The sequence below is a fragment of the Lentzea aerocolonigenes genome (assembly GCF_000955955.1).
Lineage (GTDB): Bacteria > Actinomycetota > Actinomycetes > Mycobacteriales > Pseudonocardiaceae > Lentzea > Lentzea aerocolonigenes_A.
The window spans coordinates 17,178-34,811 of record NZ_JYJG01000041.1; the positions used below are offsets into that span (position 1 = coordinate 17,178).

At 68.5% G+C, this 17,634-nt stretch carries 17 protein-coding genes; 8 read left to right on the forward strand and 9 right to left on the reverse strand.

Annotated features, from left to right (window positions below; genetic code table 11):
* Positions 1 to 25: 25 nt before the first annotated feature.
* Positions 26 to 940 (reverse strand): 2-hydroxyacid dehydrogenase, encoded by a 915-nt coding sequence (locus tag UK23_RS07660; protein WP_045310686.1) that lies wholly within the window; start codon positions 938 to 940, stop codon positions 26 to 28.
* Between the two features lie 127 nt (positions 941 to 1,067).
* Between UK23_RS07660 and UK23_RS07665 the strand changes: the two genes are divergently transcribed.
* Both UK23_RS07665 and UK23_RS07670 read left to right on the forward strand, forming a co-directional pair.
* Positions 1,068 to 1,970, forward strand: coding sequence for an alpha/beta fold hydrolase (locus UK23_RS07665; RefSeq protein WP_052684452.1), 903 nt, complete (start codon positions 1,068 to 1,070; stop codon positions 1,968 to 1,970).
* A gap of 9 nt (positions 1,971 to 1,979) precedes the next feature.
* A complete protein-coding gene (locus tag UK23_RS07670) occupies positions 1,980 to 3,140 on the forward strand; it encodes a PQQ-dependent sugar dehydrogenase (protein ID WP_045310687.1) in 1,161 nt (386 codons plus the stop codon).
* On the opposite strand, the gene UK23_RS07675 is transcribed toward UK23_RS07670, so the two are convergent.
* On the reverse strand, positions 3,119 to 4,075 hold the full coding sequence (locus tag UK23_RS07675) for a LysR family transcriptional regulator (RefSeq protein WP_196777651.1): 957 nt from the start codon (positions 4,073 to 4,075) through the stop codon (positions 3,119 to 3,121). The genes UK23_RS07670 and UK23_RS07675 overlap by 22 nt on opposite strands.
* Before the next feature lie 86 nt (positions 4,076 to 4,161).
* Between UK23_RS07675 and UK23_RS07680 the strand changes: the two genes are divergently transcribed.
* Genes UK23_RS07680 through UK23_RS07690 form a run of 3 tightly spaced genes read left to right on the forward strand, consistent with a single transcriptional unit; the run spans position 4,162 to position 5,473 of the window.
* Positions 4,162 to 4,791, forward strand: a complete 630-nt coding sequence (locus tag UK23_RS07680) for a hypothetical protein (protein WP_156212918.1) — start codon at positions 4,162 to 4,164, stop codon at positions 4,789 to 4,791.
* On the forward strand, positions 4,739 to 5,104 hold the full coding sequence (locus tag UK23_RS07685; protein ID WP_082114487.1) for an SgcJ/EcaC family oxidoreductase: 366 nt from the start codon (positions 4,739 to 4,741) through the stop codon (positions 5,102 to 5,104). Before UK23_RS07680 ends, UK23_RS07685 begins: the two co-directional genes overlap by 53 nt.
* Positions 5,105 to 5,473: a VOC family protein gene (locus UK23_RS07690; protein ID WP_045310690.1), complete on the forward strand. Its 369-nt coding sequence runs from the start codon at positions 5,105 to 5,107 to the stop codon at positions 5,471 to 5,473.
* A 61-nt stretch (positions 5,474 to 5,534) separates the two neighbouring features.
* Here the strand turns inward: UK23_RS07690 and UK23_RS07695 are convergent, their stop codons facing one another.
* From UK23_RS07695 to gatC, 7 genes are all read right to left on the reverse strand, one after another.
* Positions 5,535 to 8,018, reverse strand: coding sequence for a M14 family zinc carboxypeptidase (locus UK23_RS07695; protein ID WP_045310691.1), 2,484 nt, complete (start codon positions 8,016 to 8,018; stop codon positions 5,535 to 5,537).
* 208 nt (positions 8,019 to 8,226) lie between these two features.
* Positions 8,227 to 10,776, reverse strand: a complete 2,550-nt coding sequence (locus UK23_RS07700; RefSeq protein WP_231114413.1) for a CHAT domain-containing protein — start codon at positions 10,774 to 10,776, stop codon at positions 8,227 to 8,229.
* Between the two features lie 114 nt (positions 10,777 to 10,890).
* Positions 10,891 to 11,199, reverse strand: a complete 309-nt coding sequence (locus UK23_RS07705) for a hypothetical protein (protein WP_045310693.1) — start codon at positions 11,197 to 11,199, stop codon at positions 10,891 to 10,893.
* A gap of 185 nt (positions 11,200 to 11,384) precedes the next feature.
* Positions 11,385 to 12,887: an Asp-tRNA(Asn)/Glu-tRNA(Gln) amidotransferase subunit GatB gene (gatB, locus tag UK23_RS07710; protein WP_045310694.1), complete on the reverse strand. Its 1,503-nt coding sequence runs from the start codon at positions 12,885 to 12,887 to the stop codon at positions 11,385 to 11,387.
* Complete coding sequence (locus tag UK23_RS07715; protein WP_330769925.1) at positions 12,884 to 13,081, reverse strand: hypothetical protein; 198 nt, start codon at positions 13,079 to 13,081, stop codon at positions 12,884 to 12,886. Before UK23_RS07715 ends, gatB begins: the two co-directional genes overlap by 4 nt.
* Positions 13,078 to 14,562 carry an Asp-tRNA(Asn)/Glu-tRNA(Gln) amidotransferase subunit GatA gene (gene gatA / locus UK23_RS07720; protein ID WP_045310695.1) on the reverse strand — a complete coding sequence of 495 codons (1,485 nt, stop codon included), beginning with the start codon at positions 14,560 to 14,562 and terminating at the stop codon, positions 13,078 to 13,080. The genes UK23_RS07715 and gatA overlap by 4 nt, the downstream gene beginning before the upstream one ends.
* On the reverse strand, positions 14,559 to 14,858 hold the full coding sequence (gene gatC / locus UK23_RS07725; RefSeq protein ID WP_030467875.1) for an Asp-tRNA(Asn)/Glu-tRNA(Gln) amidotransferase subunit GatC: 300 nt from the start codon (positions 14,856 to 14,858) through the stop codon (positions 14,559 to 14,561). Before gatC ends, gatA begins: the two co-directional genes overlap by 4 nt.
* Before the next feature lie 230 nt (positions 14,859 to 15,088).
* Here gatC and UK23_RS07730 point away from each other — a divergent pair, with 230 nt between their 5' ends.
* From UK23_RS07730 to UK23_RS07740, 3 genes are all read left to right on the forward strand, one after another.
* Entirely contained in the window at positions 15,089 to 15,742 is a 654-nt protein-coding gene (locus tag UK23_RS07730; protein WP_045310705.1) for an ACT domain-containing protein, read from the forward strand.
* A gap of 112 nt (positions 15,743 to 15,854) precedes the next feature.
* A complete protein-coding gene (locus UK23_RS07735; RefSeq protein WP_045310696.1) occupies positions 15,855 to 16,859 on the forward strand; it encodes a hypothetical protein in 1,005 nt (334 codons plus the stop codon).
* A 117-nt stretch (positions 16,860 to 16,976) separates the two neighbouring features.
* Entirely contained in the window at positions 16,977 to 17,621 is a 645-nt protein-coding gene (locus UK23_RS07740) for a Crp/Fnr family transcriptional regulator (RefSeq protein WP_045310697.1), read from the forward strand.
* Positions 17,622 to 17,634: the final 13 nt, after the last annotated feature.

Sequence of the window (17,634 nt, forward strand, 5' to 3'; positions counted from 1 at the left end):
TTCACCCTAATGGACTAGGGGCTCCCTAGTAAGCGCCGTTCACCAGGTTGCGCGGGCGTTCCCCCGCAACGTAGCGAGCGATCTCCGAGGCGACGACGGCGTATGCGCGATGCGCATGTCCCGTGCAGGATCCCGCCACGTGCGGGGTCAGCAGCAGGCCCGGCGCGGTCCACAGTGGATGATCGGACGGCAGTGGTTCGGGATCGGTCACGTCGAGAGCCGCGCGCAGTCGCCCGGAATTCAGTTCCGCGAGCAATGCATCCGTGTCGACGACGGGCCCGCGCGCGCCGTTGACCAGGATCGCGTTGTCCTTCATCGCGGCCAGGAACTTGGCGTCGACCAGGTGCCTGGTCTCCTCCGTCATCGGCGTGAAGATCACCACGGCGTCGAACTCCGGCAGCAACGACGGCAGTTCGTCCACGCCGTGGATGCCGTCACGAGCGGTGCGGCCGACGAGCACCGACGAGGCGTCGAACGGCTCGAGCCGGCGTTGCAGCTGCTCGCCGAGGTCGCCGGCGCCGACGATCAGAACCTTCTTGTCCTGCAAGGTGTCCGTCAGGTGGTAGTCCCAGCGGCCCTCGACGCGGGCGCGTTCGAAAACGAGGAACTCTCGGTAAATGGCAAGGAGAGCACCGATCGCCCACTCGGCCGTGCTGCCGCCGTGCGCACCGCGGCACGTCGAAAGGAGCACGCCGTCCGGCACCTTGCCGACGAAGTTCTCCGCGCCCGCGCTCAGCAGCTGCACGAGTTTCAGGTTCGGCAACTGCGCGAACACGTCACGCGGGTCGGTGCCGGCGAGGAACTTGGGCACCAGGACCTCGGCGTCCATCCCGTCAGCGGGCAACGGCTGCCCCGGCGTGTAGCGAACAGGCCGGACACCGTCCACCTGAGACAGCGCCTGAACTCCGAAATCATCTGGCACGAGCACGGTGAGCGTCACCCAGCAAACATACTGCCGTGACCGCCGGCCTTCACCGCGTCTTCGGCGCTCAGCAGGGCGCCTCACGACTGGACACCGAATACGGGGTAAAGGCCAACGGCCACGGCAGTACGACACAATGACGACCATGCGGGAGCACGACGTCATCTCCTGGGACGGCACGAAGATCCGAACGTGGCAGGCGGAGGGTGACGGCCCTCCCGTCCTGATGTGCCCCGGCGTGGGATCAGGACCCGAGTCGTGGCCGTCGCTGGCCGACCGAGGCGGCCTGCTCAGCTGGTACATGCGCGGCACGATGGGCTCCGACCGGCCTGTCGACGAGCGCAACATCTCGTTGGACGACCACGTGTCGGACGCGCTCGCGGTGCTGGACGACGCGGGCATCGAGCGGTGCGTCGTCACGGGCTGGTCGATGGGCGTCACGATCGCGGCCGAGCTGGCGTTGCGGCATCCGGAACGCGTGGCGGGCCTGCTGCTCGTCGCGGGCGCGCCGGGCGACTCGTTCGACGCGATGCTGCCGGTGATCCCCAAGACCGTGCGCCGGTTCGTCGGCAACATGGGCACGCGGGTGCTCAAGCAGGCCGGTCCGGTGCTCGACAGCGTGCTGCACCGCGTCCCGGTGACGGACCTGACGACGTTCCTGTTGCGGCACAGCGGCGTGATCAAGCCGAGCAGCGACCCGAAGGCCGTGACGAACGCGGTCGGCCGGTTCCTGCAGCACGACTGGCGCTGGTACTTCACGCTGGCGCTCGCGCTGGGCGAGACGCGGCGCCAGGACCTCAGCCCGATCGTGTGCCCGGTCACACTCCTGGCCGGGCGGGACGACCTGCTGGCGACCACGGAGAGCATGGCCGGTCCCGTCGGCGCGCTGCCCCAGGCGCGGCTGAGGGTGTTGCCGTGCAGCCACTACCTGCCGCTGGAGGCGCCCGAGGTGGTGAGTGCCGAGCTCGACCTGTTGCTGGACCGGGTGCGTTCGGTCGATTTCGCCACTTCGGAGGCATTCACCCAGGGTTCACGGTCGGACACATAGCCTGGCGTCGTGGTTCGTTCCATCGTGTTGCTGACCGCCGCCTGCCTGCTGGCAGGGGGCTGCGCGAGCTTTCCCGACGAGCCGGCACCCACGAGCTGGAGCGCACAACCACAGCTGACCCCGCAGGCGGGCCCGAAGCCCGAGCTGCCCGGCGAGTTCCGGCCGACGCCGGGCGAGCCTGGTCGCGGGCAGACGCCGCAGAGCGTGCCGCCGCCGCAGGGGTGCAAGGACTTCAACCCGGCGGTGATCGCCACGTGCCTGAACACCGTCACGGGGGTCGCACCGATCGGTGCGGACGCCCAGGGCGGCGTCGCGGCGTACGCGACGGAACGCGGCGGGCGCCTGGTCAAGGTCACCAAGGACGTCGACCCGGTCGTGATCGCGCAGATCGAGGTGGACGCGTCGGCCGACGGCGGGCTGACCGGGCTCGCGCTGTCGGCCACGTTCGCCGAGGACCAGCTCGCGTACGTCTACGTGACGACGGCGACGGACAACCGGGTGCTGCGGGTCGCGCCCGGCGACACGCCCAAGCCGATCCTGACAGGCATCCCCAAGGGACCGTCCGGCAACCGCGGTGTGCTGGCCAGCGACCGCAGGGGCGGGATTCTCGTCGCCACCGGCGACGCCGGGAACCCCGCGCTCGCCGCAGACCCGAACTCGCTCGCGGGCAAGGTGCTGCGCATCGACGGCTCCGGCAAGCCCGCGCAGGGCAACCCGACGGCCGGCAGCGCGGTGATCACGTCCGGGCTGCGCCAGCCGGGCGGCCTGTGCGTGTCCGCGGACGCACAGAAGATCTGGGTCACGGACTGGTCGGCGAACTTCGACGCCGTCTACCGCGTCGTGCCGGGCAAGCTCGGCGACGCCGCGTGGACGTGGCCGGACCGGCCGGGTGTGATGGGCTGCGCGTCGCTGACCGACCTGCTGTGGGTGGCCACGGCGAAGACCCCCGGTCTGCAGAACCTGCCGATGAACGCCACCGGCGCGTTCACCGGCAAGCCGACCCTGACGATGGACGACCCCAGCGGCTACGGCCGGATCGGGCCGATCGAGGCGCTGAACGACTCGTCCGCGCTGATCGGCACGATCAACAAGGTGGGCGGGCAGCCCGTGTCGTCGGACGACCGGGTCGCGATCATGGTCCGCACCGGTCAGAACGCCGGCAAGGACTGAGCGAACAACGCTCCGCCGTTTCGCCACCAGCGCGCGTAGACGTCGCTCTCCTCGACCAGCCTGAGATACCCGGCGGCAACCTGCTCGCACAGGTCGTCGATCTCCTCGGCAACGGGCGCGTCCAGCCGCCAGGCCAGCACGACCTCGCGGACCAGCGGGTTTCCGGCGACCGGCAGCCGTGCGACGCCGGGCGGGGTGCCGCCGACCGGGTAGAGCGGGCACACCGCGCCCGACTCCCTGATCAACGTCGACGCGACGTGCGCCTCGCTGCTGAAGTGCGCGATCCGCTGCTCGAACCCGGCCTTGGCGCACTCCCGCGCGAAGTGGGCGTTCATGCCGCTGTCGTCCGGCTCGGGCATGACCCACTTGTCGTCGGCGAGGGCCTGCAGCGGGATCTCCTCGTGCTGCGCGAACGGGTGACACTCCGGCACTCCGACGAACAGCGGTTCGCGGGTGAGCAAGCGGTGTCCCACGTTCGGCGGAAGGGTCAGCGGAGTACCGGGAAATTGACGCATCACCGCGAGGTCGAGTTCACCCGTTGTCAGCAACGCGGTGAGCGTGCCGGTTTCCTTGATGGTGCGGCTCGTGACGTTGTCCTTGAGCGCGCTCACGAGTAGTCCGAAGTGATAAGCGGGGATTCCGGCGAGCCTGGTAGGAGCGCTGGCGCTTTGCGTGTTACGGCGCGTTACGCGTTGCAGAGCGGCCAGCTGGGTGAGCATCACGCGCGCCTCCTGGACGAAATCCGCGCCCGCCGGAGTGGGCTTCACCCCGTCCGCCGCACGGAGGAACAAAGCACCGCCCAGATGGTCCTCGATGCGCTTGAGCTGTGTCGTCACCGCGGGCTGGGTGAGGTGCAGACGCGCGGCCGCCTTGCGCAGGCTGCCGCAGTCGGCGATCGCCACGACCAGTTCGAGGTGCCGCACTTCAAGACGCATACGACTCATGTTATCGCTCAATGTAATATCCCCAATACCCTCCGGAATCTCGCGTGAGACGCAGCGGTCTCGATACGTTCGCTCCCGTGATGGAATTGGCCGAGCGCGCGACGCACACCGATGCGGTGCTGTTTTCCGAGCGCGCTGTGAAAACGTTTCTGGAGGCCGCGTCCGCCGAATACTCGTTCATCACCGAGGACGAGCCGAGACCGTGTTTCGCGGTGCTGCTGGGCCGCTGCGCGGGTTCCGAGGCCGTGGTCGAGGAGGTCGCGTTCGGCCGCAACGCCCGCCTGACCGACCCGTCCGCGCGGGAGGAGTTCGCGTCGACGATCGTGCCGCGGTTCGGAACGGCGTACGAGAACCCGGTGCGCGCGTGGTGGCTCGACCCTGCCGACCTGCTGACGATCACGCGCGCGGCCGACGCCCGCGGCCTGGACGTGCTCGGTTCGATCCACCTGCACCCGGACTGGCACCGGCTCGGGCCCGAGTGCGAGCGCGACCGGCCGTTGAGCGACAGCCCGACGCCGATGGACGAGCACATGTTCCGCAACAGCGGATGGCCCGTGAACGTCGTCTGCTACCTCGAACGCCGCTATGGCGGCCTCTACTACTCGCTTGCCGCGTGGGACGCGTCGTGCCTGCGCCTGCCTCTGAGGACTTCACATGACCGAACAGATCTATTCACTGTGGCAACGCATGGAGCAGGGCTGGGCTGACGGCGACGGTGACGCGTTCGCCTCGGTCTTCTCCCAGGACGTCGACTTCGTCACCGTGCGCGGCGAGGAGTTGTTCGGACGGCGGGCCGTCGCGCTGGGCCACGGGCAGCTCTTCGCCGGGCCGTACCGCGACACCAAGCTGACTGCGGAGATCAGCCTGATCAGGCCGCTGGCCGACGGGATCTCGCTCGTGCACGTCACGTCGTCCATCGCCCCGGCGGGCATCACCACCCACGCGCAGGCCGTCGTCGTGCAGCGCGAAGGCGCGTGGGAGATCGCCGCGTTCCACAACATGATCCCGAAGGGGAAGTGAATGAGCAGGCCTCGGTTGCGCCACATCGCGTTCGTCGTGCAGGACGCGAAGGAGATGGCCGACTTCTACACCTCGAAGTTCGGGATGTCGTTGTTCCACACCGATCCCGACGGCAGCCACTTCGTCACCGACGGGTACATCAACCTCGCCCTGATCCAGCAACGTCTGGACGGTGACGTCCCCACGGGCTTCAACCACTTCGGGTTCCAGGTGGAGTCGGTCGAGCCGTTCCTGGAGACGCTGGAGCCGAAGCCGGCGCTGCGGGGCGGGGATCGGCCGTTCGCGGAGTACCGGGCGATCGACCCCGAGGGGAACTGGTTCGACCTCTCGGCGCACGGGTTTCTTCCACCAGGCGCCGGGGAACTCTAGAGCGGGGTACTGAAAGAGCAGGGCGGGGAAGGCCGTCGGGGCTTCCCCGCCCTGCTCTGTCCTAGCGGGATCCGGTCCAGTAGATCGCCCGCGCCACCTGGGCGTACAAGCCCTTGGTGTGGTTGCGGAACATCGGCTCGGTGCCGAACAGCACCACCTTCGCCCCGCCCGCCGACGTGCCGGACACGACCGCCGCCTGGCCAGCGGCGTCGGGTTGGCCGCCGGTGCCGTTGTCACGCGGACGCCAGTGACCAGCGGCGATCACCGTGCTGCCGTAGCGCTGGTCGACGGTGACTCCCGCGCCGAGGTTCGTGAACCACTGCGGCGAGTAGACGAACGACTGCGGCAGCGCGCCGGTGCCGACCGGGCCAGTGCCGTTGACCACGTTCACCACGCCGTTGGCGTCCTCCCAGCCCGCGACCGGCGTGGCCTGCAAGAGCTTCGCGTCCACGTTGAACCTGCCGCCCGTCGCACCGCGCGTGACCACACCGCCGCGCTGCAGGAACGCGTCCAGCCCGGCCTTCGCGGTGGCGTTGAGCTGCGGGTAGTTCAGGCCGGACGACACGAACAGCACGTCGATCCGCGACCAGTCGAAGCCCGCGTTCAGCACGGCCGTGGAGATCGTGCGGACGTCGAACCCGGACTCCCGCAGCACCTGCAGCTCGTCCGGACCGACCGCGGCGGCGATCGTCTTGCGCTGCAACGCCGTTCCGCCCGCCTTGGCCGTGGTGAACCGCACGCCGTAGCGGTCGGCGACCTCGGCGGCCGCGAGCCTTTCGGCTGCCGGCACCACGATCGTGCCGTCGTCCTGGCGGCGCAACGTGATCCCGTGTCCGAGCAGGTCGTTGACGGCCTGGGCGTCCTTGGCGTCGTTCAACGTCAACGCCAGGTCGGCGCCGGGAGCAGCGTCGACGTTGCCGGTCGGGGCTGCCGCGACGACCTCGCGCCCGCGGAAGTCGAACGCGCCGTTCTTGAAGATGTCGACGGACGCGCCCCACAGCAGACGGTGGCTCCAGCCCGAGATGTCGTACATCACCGGGACCTTGGCGCTGATGTCGCTGCCCTGCTCCAGCATCACGTTCGCGAGCGCCCGCTTCGGCTGGTGCATGTCGACCACGTACGACCCGGCCGGATAGCGCTTACCGCCCAGCGTGAACGCCTTTTCGGCACGGGAGACGCGCACGTCGTGGGCCACCAGGTGGTCGACGAGCCTGGCCGCGGCGGGTCCCGAGCGCTCACCCGTGATCACGTAGGCGCGCGGGAACTCCGTGCGGTAGCGGTCTTCCGGGCCGAAGCCCGGCACGAACCCGTCCGGGATCTCGCGCTGCGGCTCGCCCGCCTTGCCCCGCCGGAACATCTCTACCTGGTTGGAGATCAGGTCGGAACGGTGGTCGTCCACGTAGTCGATCGTGGTCTTGATCGTGGACTCGACCACGTCGGTGTTGATGAGCGCTCGACGTTGCAGCTCAGCGACGGGCAAGGTCTCGTACGCCTGCCTGTTGACCTGCTGCGGGATCTCGATCGTGTACGAGATGGCGCCGTGGTACATCGAGTACTGCGCGGTGTAGATCGGCGCCCAGCCGTCCCACACGCCGGGGTCGTAGTCGCGGAACGGGATCTCCGGGTGTGCGGTCTCGGGATGACCGAGGCCCTGCACGCCCTTCTCCATCGCGAGACCGTTGGCGTACCCGTGCTTGATGTACAGGTCGAAGTCGTAGTTCTGGCCGTGCGGCGGAGTCGTCGGCTCGATGAGCGTGTTCTCCGAGTAGCCGTGCTCGTCCAGCATCATCAACGGCTGGGTGTGCTCGACGATCTCCCGCATCGCCCGGTTCTCCGGCTGCGAGCTCGTGGCGAAGTCGCGGTTGAGGTCGAAGCCCGCGTTGTTCTGCCGGGTGCCCGCGACGCGACCGTCCGGGTTGGCCGTGAGGTTGAAGTAGATCCTGCTGCGCCGCAACAGGTTCTGCACGTCGCGGTCGTTCGACGTGGCGAGGTGCTCGATCACCCGCAGCGCGCCGTCGGTGCCTTCCCACTCGTCGCCGTGGATGTTGTTGTTGATCCACACCGGCGCCTTGTACAGGCTCGCGGGAACCTTGCGGCCCTCTTCGATCGAAGCCCGGAACTGTTCCTGCAGACGGGTTTGCGCCGGGCTCTCCGGCGCGGTGAGCGTGACCAGGTACAGGTCGCGGCCGAGTCCTGACTGGCCGGCGACCTCGACCGAGACCCGGTTGCTCTTCTGCTGCAACGCGTTCAGCTTCGGCGCGAGCGAGTGATACGGCGCCAGGTTGAGCTTGATGGTCTTGTCGGCCGGATTTTCGGGGTATGTCCTGAGTGTTGTCTTACGCGGATAGCCCTGATGGCGATCAGCCTTGTTCTCCCCCTCGGCCTGGATCGCCTGTGCCGAGATGGTGTCCAGAGCAGCGATTTCGTTGCGCTCCGGCCCGTTTCCCGGCTCTCTGTCGGAGTTCGAAGGTTGTGCTGTTCCGTTGACGGGCGCCGCCACCGCCGCGGTGACCGCCAGAAGAACAGCGAGCAGAGTTCTGCGCATGCGGTCGTTTCTCGCACAACGGCCCGCGTATCGACTAGAGCCGATAGGCGGGCCGTTGCATCCCCTCGGTCAAGACCTGAACCACGAGAGTGGCACAAGATCTCGCGAGTGAGCGAGAAAAGTTCACCAACCGCTGCTAGCAATAGGTTACAAATCACCGCTGACCAGCGCGTTCAGTTTGTTGAACGATGACAACCACTCGAACGGACTAGCCGGATCCCAGGCACAGGAAAGGCCTGCGGAACGGGTCCTTCGCCATCGCCTCTGCCAGCGCCACGGCCGGAGCCGCCCCCGCGATCAGCGCCCGGTGGTAGTCGGCCATCGCGGCCGCACTGGCCTCGTCGCCGACCTTGCTGGCCGCGGCCACCACGGTCCGCGTGCCGCCCGCCAGCATCGCCCCGGCGAACCCCAATGCCTCATCCCCTGGCCTGATCCGGTTCAACGCCAGCTCGCACGCCGCGAGCACGACGTGCGCGGGAGGCTTGCGCAACCGGCCCAGCTCGTGCGCGAACAACGGCCCGTCGACCAGCTCCAGGCGCGAGAACAACGCGTTCTCGGTCTCGTGCTCGCCGTGTGCCGCGACGTGCACGAGGTCGGCGCCGTCGAGGTGCGTCAGGACCTCGGCGGCCGTCGCCTTGTCGCCCGAGAGGACGGTCGCCTTCTCGTGCTGCACCGCGAGCCGGTCGATCTCGCCCTGCCCGAACAGCAATCCCGGCCCGCGCACCACCAGCACGCGGTCGGTCTTGGGCGTGCCCGCCTGGGCGGCGGCGAGCCAGGCCGTGGCGGAAGGCGCGGTGGCGACCGGCCGTCCGTGCAGGCTCGGCAGCACACCCCACGGCACCGCGTAGAGCGTCCCGGTCGGCACCACGACCAGCTCGCGGTCGCCGATGAGGTGCGCGAGCGGCTTGATCAGCAGCTCGTCGAGCCGGTCGGCCTGCCTGTGCGCCGACGATCCGATGACCTGGACCAGCGCCGGCGGCAGGTGGTCCGGCGCCAGGGCGTTGAGGTCGAAGTGGAGTTTCTGGGCGCTCTCCAGCGCTTCCGCGGCGTGACCGAGGCGCACCAGGCTGGCGCGGCCACCCGCGACGACCACGGCGGCCATCTCGCCGTCCGACACGACGAAGCTGACCATGGCCTTCTGGTCCAGCTCTGCGACGACCTCGCCGAGATCGGCGACCGGCCGCGGCTTGCCCCAGCGCTGCGAGTGCCAGCCGAGCCGGTTCGCCTCGCGCTGCGCCTTCACGAGCTTGCCGCGCAGCTCGGCGGTCGGCTGGCCGGACAGACCGTGCCGCAGGATCGCCCAGCTGAGGTTGCGCACCTCGGCGATCCGTTCGGCGACCTCGTTGTTGTCGCTCGTCTCCAGCGGTTCGTACCTGTAGGTCTGCGCCCGCGTGCGTTCCAGCCACGCGAAGAGCCGGCGGGCGTCCGCGTCCTCCAGCACGAGCTTGATCGCGAGCTCGCTCAGCTCCCTGCCGTGCACGGCGGTGGCGGACACCAGCTCCAGCCCTCCGAGCTGGTCGCGCACCCGGCCCAGTTCGTCCAACGCCTTCCGTGCGTGCGCCAAAGCGGCCCGGCGGCTTCCCTTGGCCAGCGCCAGTTCCGCGAGCACCAGGCGGCGTTGCATGCGGTGGTCGAGCGGCGTGACGGCGCGCGGACCGGGCACCTTCTCCAGCAGTTCCTCGGCGTCCGCGAGCCTGCCCCGGCGGATCTCCAGCCGAGCCGCGAGGAGCAGCGCCAGCCGTGACTCGTCGACGAGGTGGTTCGCGGACAGCTCGGCCGAGAGCGTCAACGCCTTCTGCACCAACGCGTTCGAGATCCGCTTGGTGCGCATCGCGTGCCTGCCGTGCGCCCACAGCTCGATCAGGCCGGCCATCATCCACCACGTGCTGCCGCGGCGGACCAGCTTGCGTTCGGACCGCTTGGCCATCCGGCGCGCCAGGTCGAACTGGCCGTCCAGCAACGCCGCCGAGGCGCGGAACATCTCGACCTCGGCGATCTCCTGGCCGAACTTCTCCTTGCGCATCACCGGAAGAGCCTGGTCGAGGTGCTCACCGGCCTCATCGGACAGTCCGATCATGAGCATGGCCTCTGCCTGGTCGAGCTGCAGCCGCGCGAGCAGGGCCGGTTGATCATCGGCGCGGAAGATCCGCTCGGCTTCCTCGTAGCGGCGCAGGGCTTCCGCCAGCTCACCGCTCTGCTTGTGCACGTTTCCCGAAGCGTGCACCAGGAACGGGTAGAGGTGGGCGAGCTCGTGTTCGCGCGCGAGGCGGATGCCGCGTTCGAGGTCGGCGATGGCCTGTTCGCTCCTGCGCACCGCCGCCAGCGCAAATCCGCGGTTCAACAAGGTGTTGACCAGCACCTGCAGCAGCGCCCGGTTCTCACCGGCACCGTTCTGGTCGAAATCGCCCTGGACCGAGTCGATGAACCTGGTGAACCACTCGACCGCCAACTCCGGCTGGCCCATGCGCATGACCATGAGGCCCTGGTTGTGGTCCACACTCGCGCTCAGAAGCGTCCTGGTCGAGGTGTCCTCGATGGTCTCGATCTCCTGGCGAGCGGAGTCGAACGCCTCGACGGCGAACTCCATGCCGCTGGTCTCGCCCTGGCAAAGTCCCAGCGTGTAGAAGATGCGAGCACGAATCGCCGCGCGTTCCGGGCTCGGGTCTGCGCGCTCACTGCGCACGAGCGCACGCTTGAGCAGCCGGGTGGCCAAGGGGAAGCGGAACTTCGCCTGTTCCGCCCAACCTCTCTCGTACAACTCGCGCGCTCTATCCAGGGCACGAGCGGGCATGTGATCATCACACCACACGTGTCCACATGGCGCTGCCCGCCAACCAGGCATTGAGCCTGGCGACGGACAGCACACGCTGAGTTACTGGCTGACCTTGTTGCTCGGGTGGTTCGGGCACGTCGGGTCGTGCTCGACGTCGCCGCCCGAGTCGACGCCGCCTTCGGCGATGTGCAACGGACGCCGGAAGGGAACCCCGGGACCGCCGCCGCAGCACATCGGCTTGACTTCGGGGTCGTCCTTCTTCACCGGCGGGACGACCGGCACCTCGGTCGGCGGCGCCGGCTCGACGGGTACGGGTTCGACGACCGGCGCGCCCTCGAGCACGGACTCGGCGGCCTCGACCACTTCGGCTCCGGAAACAGCATCCAGGTTGTCGCGCTGGACGGTCATGAGGTTTCCCCCCTCGTTTGGACTATTTACTTCCCATCCCCCCAGATGGGTGCGTCGAAAAGAGTCGCACACACGGCTACAGGTATACGTCTCATTTAGCTAACAGCCACTCGGTCGGCCTAAGATCACAAAGGGTCACCTGCACAAACAGGTGACCCTTTGTGATTCTTGCTTCGAATATGTATCTACGAGCAGCGAGCGAGCACGATCTCGCGAACGCGCGCCGCGTCAGCCTGCCCCTTGGTGGCTTTCATGACCGCGCCGACGATCGCACCGGCCGCCTGGATCTTGCCGTCGCGGATCTTCTGCGCCACATCCGGCTGGGCCGCGAGTGCCTCGTCGACCGCCTTCTCCAGCGCCGAGTCGTCCGAGACGACCTTCAGGCCGCGCTTCTCGACGACCTCGTCCGGCGAGCCCTCGCCTTCGAGCACGCCGTTGACGGCCTCACGCGCGAGCTTGTTGGTCAGCGCGCCCGAGTTCACCAGCTCGATCACCCGTGCCACCTGGGCCGGGGTGATGGCGAGCTCGGTGAGCTCGATGCCCTTCGAGTTGGCCTGCTGGGACAGGTAGGAGACCCACCAGGAGCGGGCCTCGTCCGGCTTGGCGCCGGCCTCGACGGTCGCGATGATCAGGTCGAGAGCGCCCGCGTTGACCAGGTCGCGCAGCACCTCGTCGGTGAGGTTCCAGTCCTTCTGGATGCGCGCGCGGCGCTCCCAGGGCAGCTCGGGCAGCGTGCCGCGGAGCTCCTCGACCCACTCGCGCGACGGCGCGATCGGGACCAGGTCCGGTTCCGGGAAGTAGCGGTAGTCCTCCGCCGTCTCCTTCTTGCGGCCGGGCGACGTGCTGCCGGAGGACTCGTCGAAGTGACGGGTCTCCTGGGTGACCTCGCCGCCGGACTCCAGCACCGCGGCCTGACGCGTCATCTCGAAGCGGACCGCGCGTTCGACGCTGCGCAGCGAGTTGACGTTCTTGGTCTCGGTGCGGGTGCCCAGCGCGCCGGTGGTCTTCGGCGAGAGCGACACGTTCGCGTCGCAGCGCAGCGAGCCCTGGTCCATGCGGACGTCGGACACGTCGAGCGCCTTGAGCAGGTCGCGCAACGCCGTGACGTACGCACGGGCGACCTCGGGAGCGCGCTCCTTGGTGCCCGGGATCATCTTCGTGACGATCTCGATCAGCGGCACGCCCGCGCGGTTGTAGTCGAGCAGCGAGTGCTCGGCACCGTGAATGCGACCGGTGGCGCCACCGACGTGCAGCGACTTGCCGGTGTCCTCCTCCATGTGCGCGCGCTCGATCTCGACGCGGATGACCTCGCCGTCGTCCAGCGTCACGTCGAGCCAGCCGTTGAAGGCGATCGGCTCGTCGTACTGCGACGTCTGGAAGTTCTTCGGCATGTCCGGGTAGAAGTAGTTCTTCCGGGCGAACCGGCACCACTCGGCGATCTCGCAGTTGAGCGCGAGGCCGATGCGGATCGCGGACTCGACGGCCTTGCCGTTCACCACCGGCAGCGAACCCGGCAGGCCCAGGCACGTCGGGCAGGTGTTCGTGTTCGGCTCGCCGCCGAAGACGTTGGCACAGCCGCAGAACATCTTCGTGTTGGTGTGCAGCTCGACGTGCACTTCCAGACCGAGGACGGGGTCGTACTTCTCGATGACCTCGTCGTAGTCCATCAGCTCAACCAGGGAGGTCATGCCAACTCGTCCTTCCGCAGAGCACGAACGGCCAGCGCCGCACCGGTGAGCGCCACCGCGATGCTGGCGATCGCGTTCGCCAGCAGCAGCTTGTCGTTCTTCGCACGGGCGTTGCGGAAGCCGGAGAACGCTCCCACGGCTCCGGCGACGGCGCCCGCGAGGCCGAGGAGGCCCCTTGCCTTCTTGATGTTCACAGCGACGGACCTCCGAACGCGCCACGAGCGGCTTCGTAGGCGGCACCGACGCGGTACATGCGGTGGTCCTGCAACGCAGGAGCCATGATCTGCAGGCCGACCGGCAGACCGTCCTCATCGGACAGTCCACTCGGGACGCTCATGGCCGGGGTGCCCGCCAGGTTCGCGGGAATCGTGCAGAGGTCCGCCTTGTACATGGCCATCGGGTCGTTCGCGCGCTCACCGATCTTGAACGCCGTGGTCGGCGTGGTCGGCGAGATGAGCACGTCGAAGTTCTCGAACGCCTTCGCGAAGTCCTGCGTGATCAGCGTGCGGACCTTCTGGGCCGAGCCGTAGTACGCGTCGTAGTAACCGGACGACAGCGCGTACGTGCCGATCATGATGCGGCGCTTGACCTCCGGGCCGAAGCCGGCCTCGCGGGTCAGCGACATGACCTCCTCGGTGCTGCGCGTGCCGTCGTCGCCGACGCGCAGGCCGTAGCGCATGGCGTCGAACCGGGCGAGGTTCGACGAGCACTCGCTCGGCGCGATGAGGTAGTAGGCGGGCAGCGCGTAGTCGAAGCTCGGGCACGACACGTCCGCGATCTCCGCGCCGAGCTCCTTGAGCTGCGACACGGCGGCCTCGAAGCTGCGCAGCACACCCTGCTGGTAGCCCTCACCGCTGAACTGCGTGACGACACCGATGCGCAGGCCGGACAGGTCGCCCTTGAGGCCTTCACGGGCAGCGGCGACGACCGGCGGCACCGGAGTGTTGATGGACGTCGAGTCCATGTGGTCGTAGCCCGCGATGACCTCGTGCAGCAGCGCGGCGTCGAGCACCGTGCGCGCACACGGACCGGCCTGGTCCAACGAGCTGGAGAACGCGACGAGGCCGTAGCGGGAAACGCCGCCGTAGGTGGGCTTCACGCCGACGGTGCCGGTGACCGCGCCGGGCTGGCGGATCGAGCCACCGGTGTCGGTGCCGATCGCGAGCGGCGCCTGGTGGGCGGCCAGCGCGGCGGACGAGCCACCGCCGGAGCCGCCGGGGATGCGCTCCAGGTCCCACGGGTTGTGCGTGGGCCCGTAGGCCGAGTTCTCGGTCGACGAACCCATGGCGAACTCGTCCATGTTCGTCTTGCCGAGGATGACGACGCCGGCTTCCTTGAGCTTGCGCGTCACCGTCGCGTCGTAGGGCGGCAGCCAGCCTTCGAGGATCTTGGAACCGACCGTGGTCGGCACGCCCTCGGTGGTCATGACGTCCTTGAGCGCCAACGGCACACCGGCGAGCGGGCCTACCTGCTCGCCGGCCTTGACCGCGTCGTCGACCTTGCGGGCCTGCGCGAGCGCGCCCTCGGTGTCGAGGTGCAGGAAGGCGTGGACCTTCCCGTCGGTCTCGGCGATGCGGTCCAGGTGGGCCTGCGTGACCTCGACGGACGAGACCTCGCCGCTGTGGATCTTCGCGGCCAGCTCGGCCGCGGTGGCGTGGATCAGGTCGTTGGTCATGCTTCCTCACCCAGGATGCGGGGCACGCGGAACCGGCCGTCCTCGGCTTCAGGAGCGCCTGAGAGCGCCTGCTGCTGACCGAGGCTCGGACGGACCACGTCCTCGCGGAAGACGTTGGTCAGCGGAACGGCGTGCGACGTCGGCGGGATGTCGGCCGTGGCGATGTCGCCAACGGAAGCCACCGACTGGAGGATCACGTCGAGCTGGCCGGCGAACAAGTCGAGCTCGTCCTCGGTAACAGCCAGCCTGGCGAGCTTCGCCAGGTGCGCGACCTCGTCGCGGGAGATGCTGGGCACTCCTGTCAACCCCCGTAGGGTCGGGATACGAATCGGGAACCCCGTGAGTCTATGGGCTGGTCAGTGCGGTCTTCGAACGGGTTACCGTGCAGGACGCTGACCGACCTCTCAACTTAACCGTTCCGCAACGCGGACAGCAGGTCATGCGTTGAGGATGCGTCTGCGAGAATCACCGACCGGCAACGGCGCAAGACGCGGGGTCTCGCGCACGAGCTATGGAGGCGTTCACCTTGTCGTTCCTGATCCGGGTCCAGCTCCCGGACCGTCCCGGCACCCTCGGCGCGGTCGCAACGGCTTTGGGCGAGATCGGGGCGGACATACTCAGCGTCGACGTGGTGGAACGCGGTGCCGGCCTCGCCATCGACGACCTCGTGGTGGAACTGCCGTCCGGCCGCCTGCCCGACACGTTGATCACCGCGGCCGAATCTGTCGAAGGCGTCGAAGTCGACGCGGTGCGCCCCTACGCAGGCATTTTGGACACCCACCGCGAGCTCGAGCTCGTCGAGGAGATCGCCGACGACCCGCGCAAGGGCCTCGAGATCTTCACCGAGGGCGTCCCGAAGATCATCCGCGCCGGCTGGGCCGTCGTCGTCGGCCCCGAAGGCACCGGCATCAACCGGCTGACCTCGTCGTCCGCCGCGCCGGAGACCCGGATGGCCGACGCGCCGTGGTTCCCGCTGGAGCGCGCGACCGTGCTCGACGGCGAGGAGGAGTGGGTGCCGGAGACCTGGCGCGAGCTGGGCACCGAACTGGCGGCGACTCCGCTGGGCAAGCCGGACCGGGTGCTCGTCGTCGGACGTCCCGGCGGGCCGATGTTCCGTGCCGCCGAGGTGGCACGGCTGGCGCACCTGGCCGGGATCGTGGCGGTCGTTCTCCCCGACTGATCTTCTCGGGCTGTTTCCGCGTCCGATTCTGCGCCGGATTCTGCGCCGATTCTGCGTCCGATGACGCAGAAGTGTTCGCTCGTGCTCCGGGTCCGCGGGTTCCATCGTGCTCATGAGCGACTACCCGTTCCCGGCCGCGTTGGTCGTCGTGGAACCAGCGGACCGGAGCGATCTGCTGGCCGCCGCGCTCGGCGACGAGTGGGACCTCTGCGTGCAGGAGAACCGCGGCGACGGTGTCCTGGTCGTCGTTCCTGCCGAGGTCCCGAATGCCGTGCTGGTCGGTGCCGCCGCGTTGGTCGCCCAGCAGTCCCGCGGCGCACGGCTGGCGGTCCACACCGGTGAGGTGCACGGAGGCGAGAACGGTTACGCCGGGCCCGACGTCGACCACGTGTCCCGGCTGGCCGGGTCCGGCGCGCTCCGCGAAGCGTCCGCCGAACGCGGGTGCGCGGTGCTGGTGTCGGACGCGCTGTACCAGTCGATGGCCCGCCACGGGGACGACAAGATCGACGCCACCGAGTTTCACCGCACCGCGGTGCGCGTCGAGGACGTCGCGGCGACCGCATGGCTGTCGGTGCCGCGCGAGCAGGCCCACCGCAAGATGTTCATGCAGCAGGTGCGCCGACATCCGCTCGCCGCTGCCCTGATCGCGTTGCTGATGCTCAGCGGCGTCGGCTGGATCGCGCACGGGCTGCTCTACGAATACCGGGGTGTGGTGCTGTCGATCGTCCGCACCACGCCGGCCGACAGCACCGCGTCCGACGACGTGCCGCAGGACGGCACGGGGCTCGACGGGAACCGGGCGCCGTCGACGGGCGGCACGCGCGACCCCGGTCTGCTCGTCGGCAACTGGCATCCGTCGGACAAATCCGGCACGAAATCGTTCACGGGCAACGGCGGCCAATGCGAAGGCTTCTACTACGACAAGGGCGCGGTTGTCGACAACGGCGACCCGATGACGTGCGTTATTTCAAGTGACCCGGACTCGAATGGCAGATTCGCGTTGCAGGTGACGCGGAATCCGAACTCGGCCAGTTACCTGGTGGCGTTCGAGTCGTCCGATCAGGCGACGGTGTACAGCTCAAGTGGTATTGAGATGTACCGGATCAGCAGAGTCTGATCCATCGCGTTACGTTCCTTTCCGCGCTGACGATGTAGTCGATGACATCACAGCGCGAACGGGGGCGCGAGCGTGCCGGCCATTCCACACTTAGCCGCCATTACCACCGGGCACCGGGTGGGCAGTTTCTGGCGCAGGCTCGACGACGCCGAACGCACCGCCCTGGCCTCCGTGTCCGCCCTGCGCCGCTTCGACACCGGCACCACCCTGATCCGGGCGGGCGACGCGGAGAACTGGGTCGCGATCCTGCACAGCGGCCGCGTCCGGTTGATGGCCGCCGACGGCAAGACGCCCATCGCACTGCGGTTCGCCGGCGACATCGTGGGCGAGCAGACCGTGCTGGACCAGGACACCAGACCGGCCACGGTCCAGGCCGAGACACCGGTGCAGGCCCTGATCGTCGAGGGCGCCGTCTTCAACCGGTACCTGAACCAGCGCACCAGGGCCTTGCGCGTTCTCTGCGCGGTGGTGTCCGAACGCCTGCGCGAGTCCGTCCGCACCATTCTCAGCCAGCACGACGACTCGTTCACCAAGATCGCCGAGTTGCTGTTGCGCTATGTCGACGAGTTCGAGTGGACAAATAATGGACAAATAAGGTTCGACATCGGCTCACAAGCCGCTTTGGGAGTGTCACTGGGTCTGTCCCGCGAGTCGGTCGTGCGCGCACTCAAACTCCTCAGAGATGAGGACGTCATCGCCACCGATCGCGGCGTGATCACGGTCAACGACGTCGCCGAGTTGCGCGCCCGAGTCACTCGATGAGCGCTAGTAGTGC

What these genes read in the sequence shown, in the direction of transcription:
- UK23_RS07665 (WP_052684452.1), top strand. Translation starts at nt 1,068, where the DNA reads ATGCGGGAGCACGACGTCATCTCCTGGGACGGCACGAAGATCCGAACG.
- UK23_RS07675 (WP_196777651.1), bottom strand. Translation starts at nt 4,075, where the DNA reads ATGCGTCTTGAAGTGCGGCACCTCGAACTGGTCGTGGCGATCGCCGAC.
- UK23_RS07685 (WP_082114487.1), top strand. Translation starts at nt 4,739, where the DNA reads ATGACCGAACAGATCTATTCACTGTGGCAACGCATGGAGCAGGGCTGG.
- UK23_RS07690 (WP_045310690.1), top strand. Translation starts at nt 5,105, where the DNA reads ATGAGCAGGCCTCGGTTGCGCCACATCGCGTTCGTCGTGCAGGACGCG.
- UK23_RS07695 (WP_045310691.1), bottom strand. Translation starts at nt 8,018, where the DNA reads ATGCGCAGAACTCTGCTCGCTGTTCTTCTGGCGGTCACCGCGGCGGTG.
- UK23_RS07705 (WP_045310693.1), bottom strand. Translation starts at nt 11,199, where the DNA reads ATGACCGTCCAGCGCGACAACCTGGATGCTGTTTCCGGAGCCGAAGTG.
- gatB (WP_045310694.1), bottom strand. Translation starts at nt 12,887, where the DNA reads ATGACCTCCCTGGTTGAGCTGATGGACTACGACGAGGTCATCGAGAAG.
- gatA (WP_045310695.1), bottom strand. Translation starts at nt 14,562, where the DNA reads ATGACCAACGACCTGATCCACGCCACCGCGGCCGAGCTGGCCGCGAAG.
- UK23_RS07735 (WP_045310696.1), top strand. Translation starts at nt 15,855, where the DNA reads ATGAGCGACTACCCGTTCCCGGCCGCGTTGGTCGTCGTGGAACCAGCG.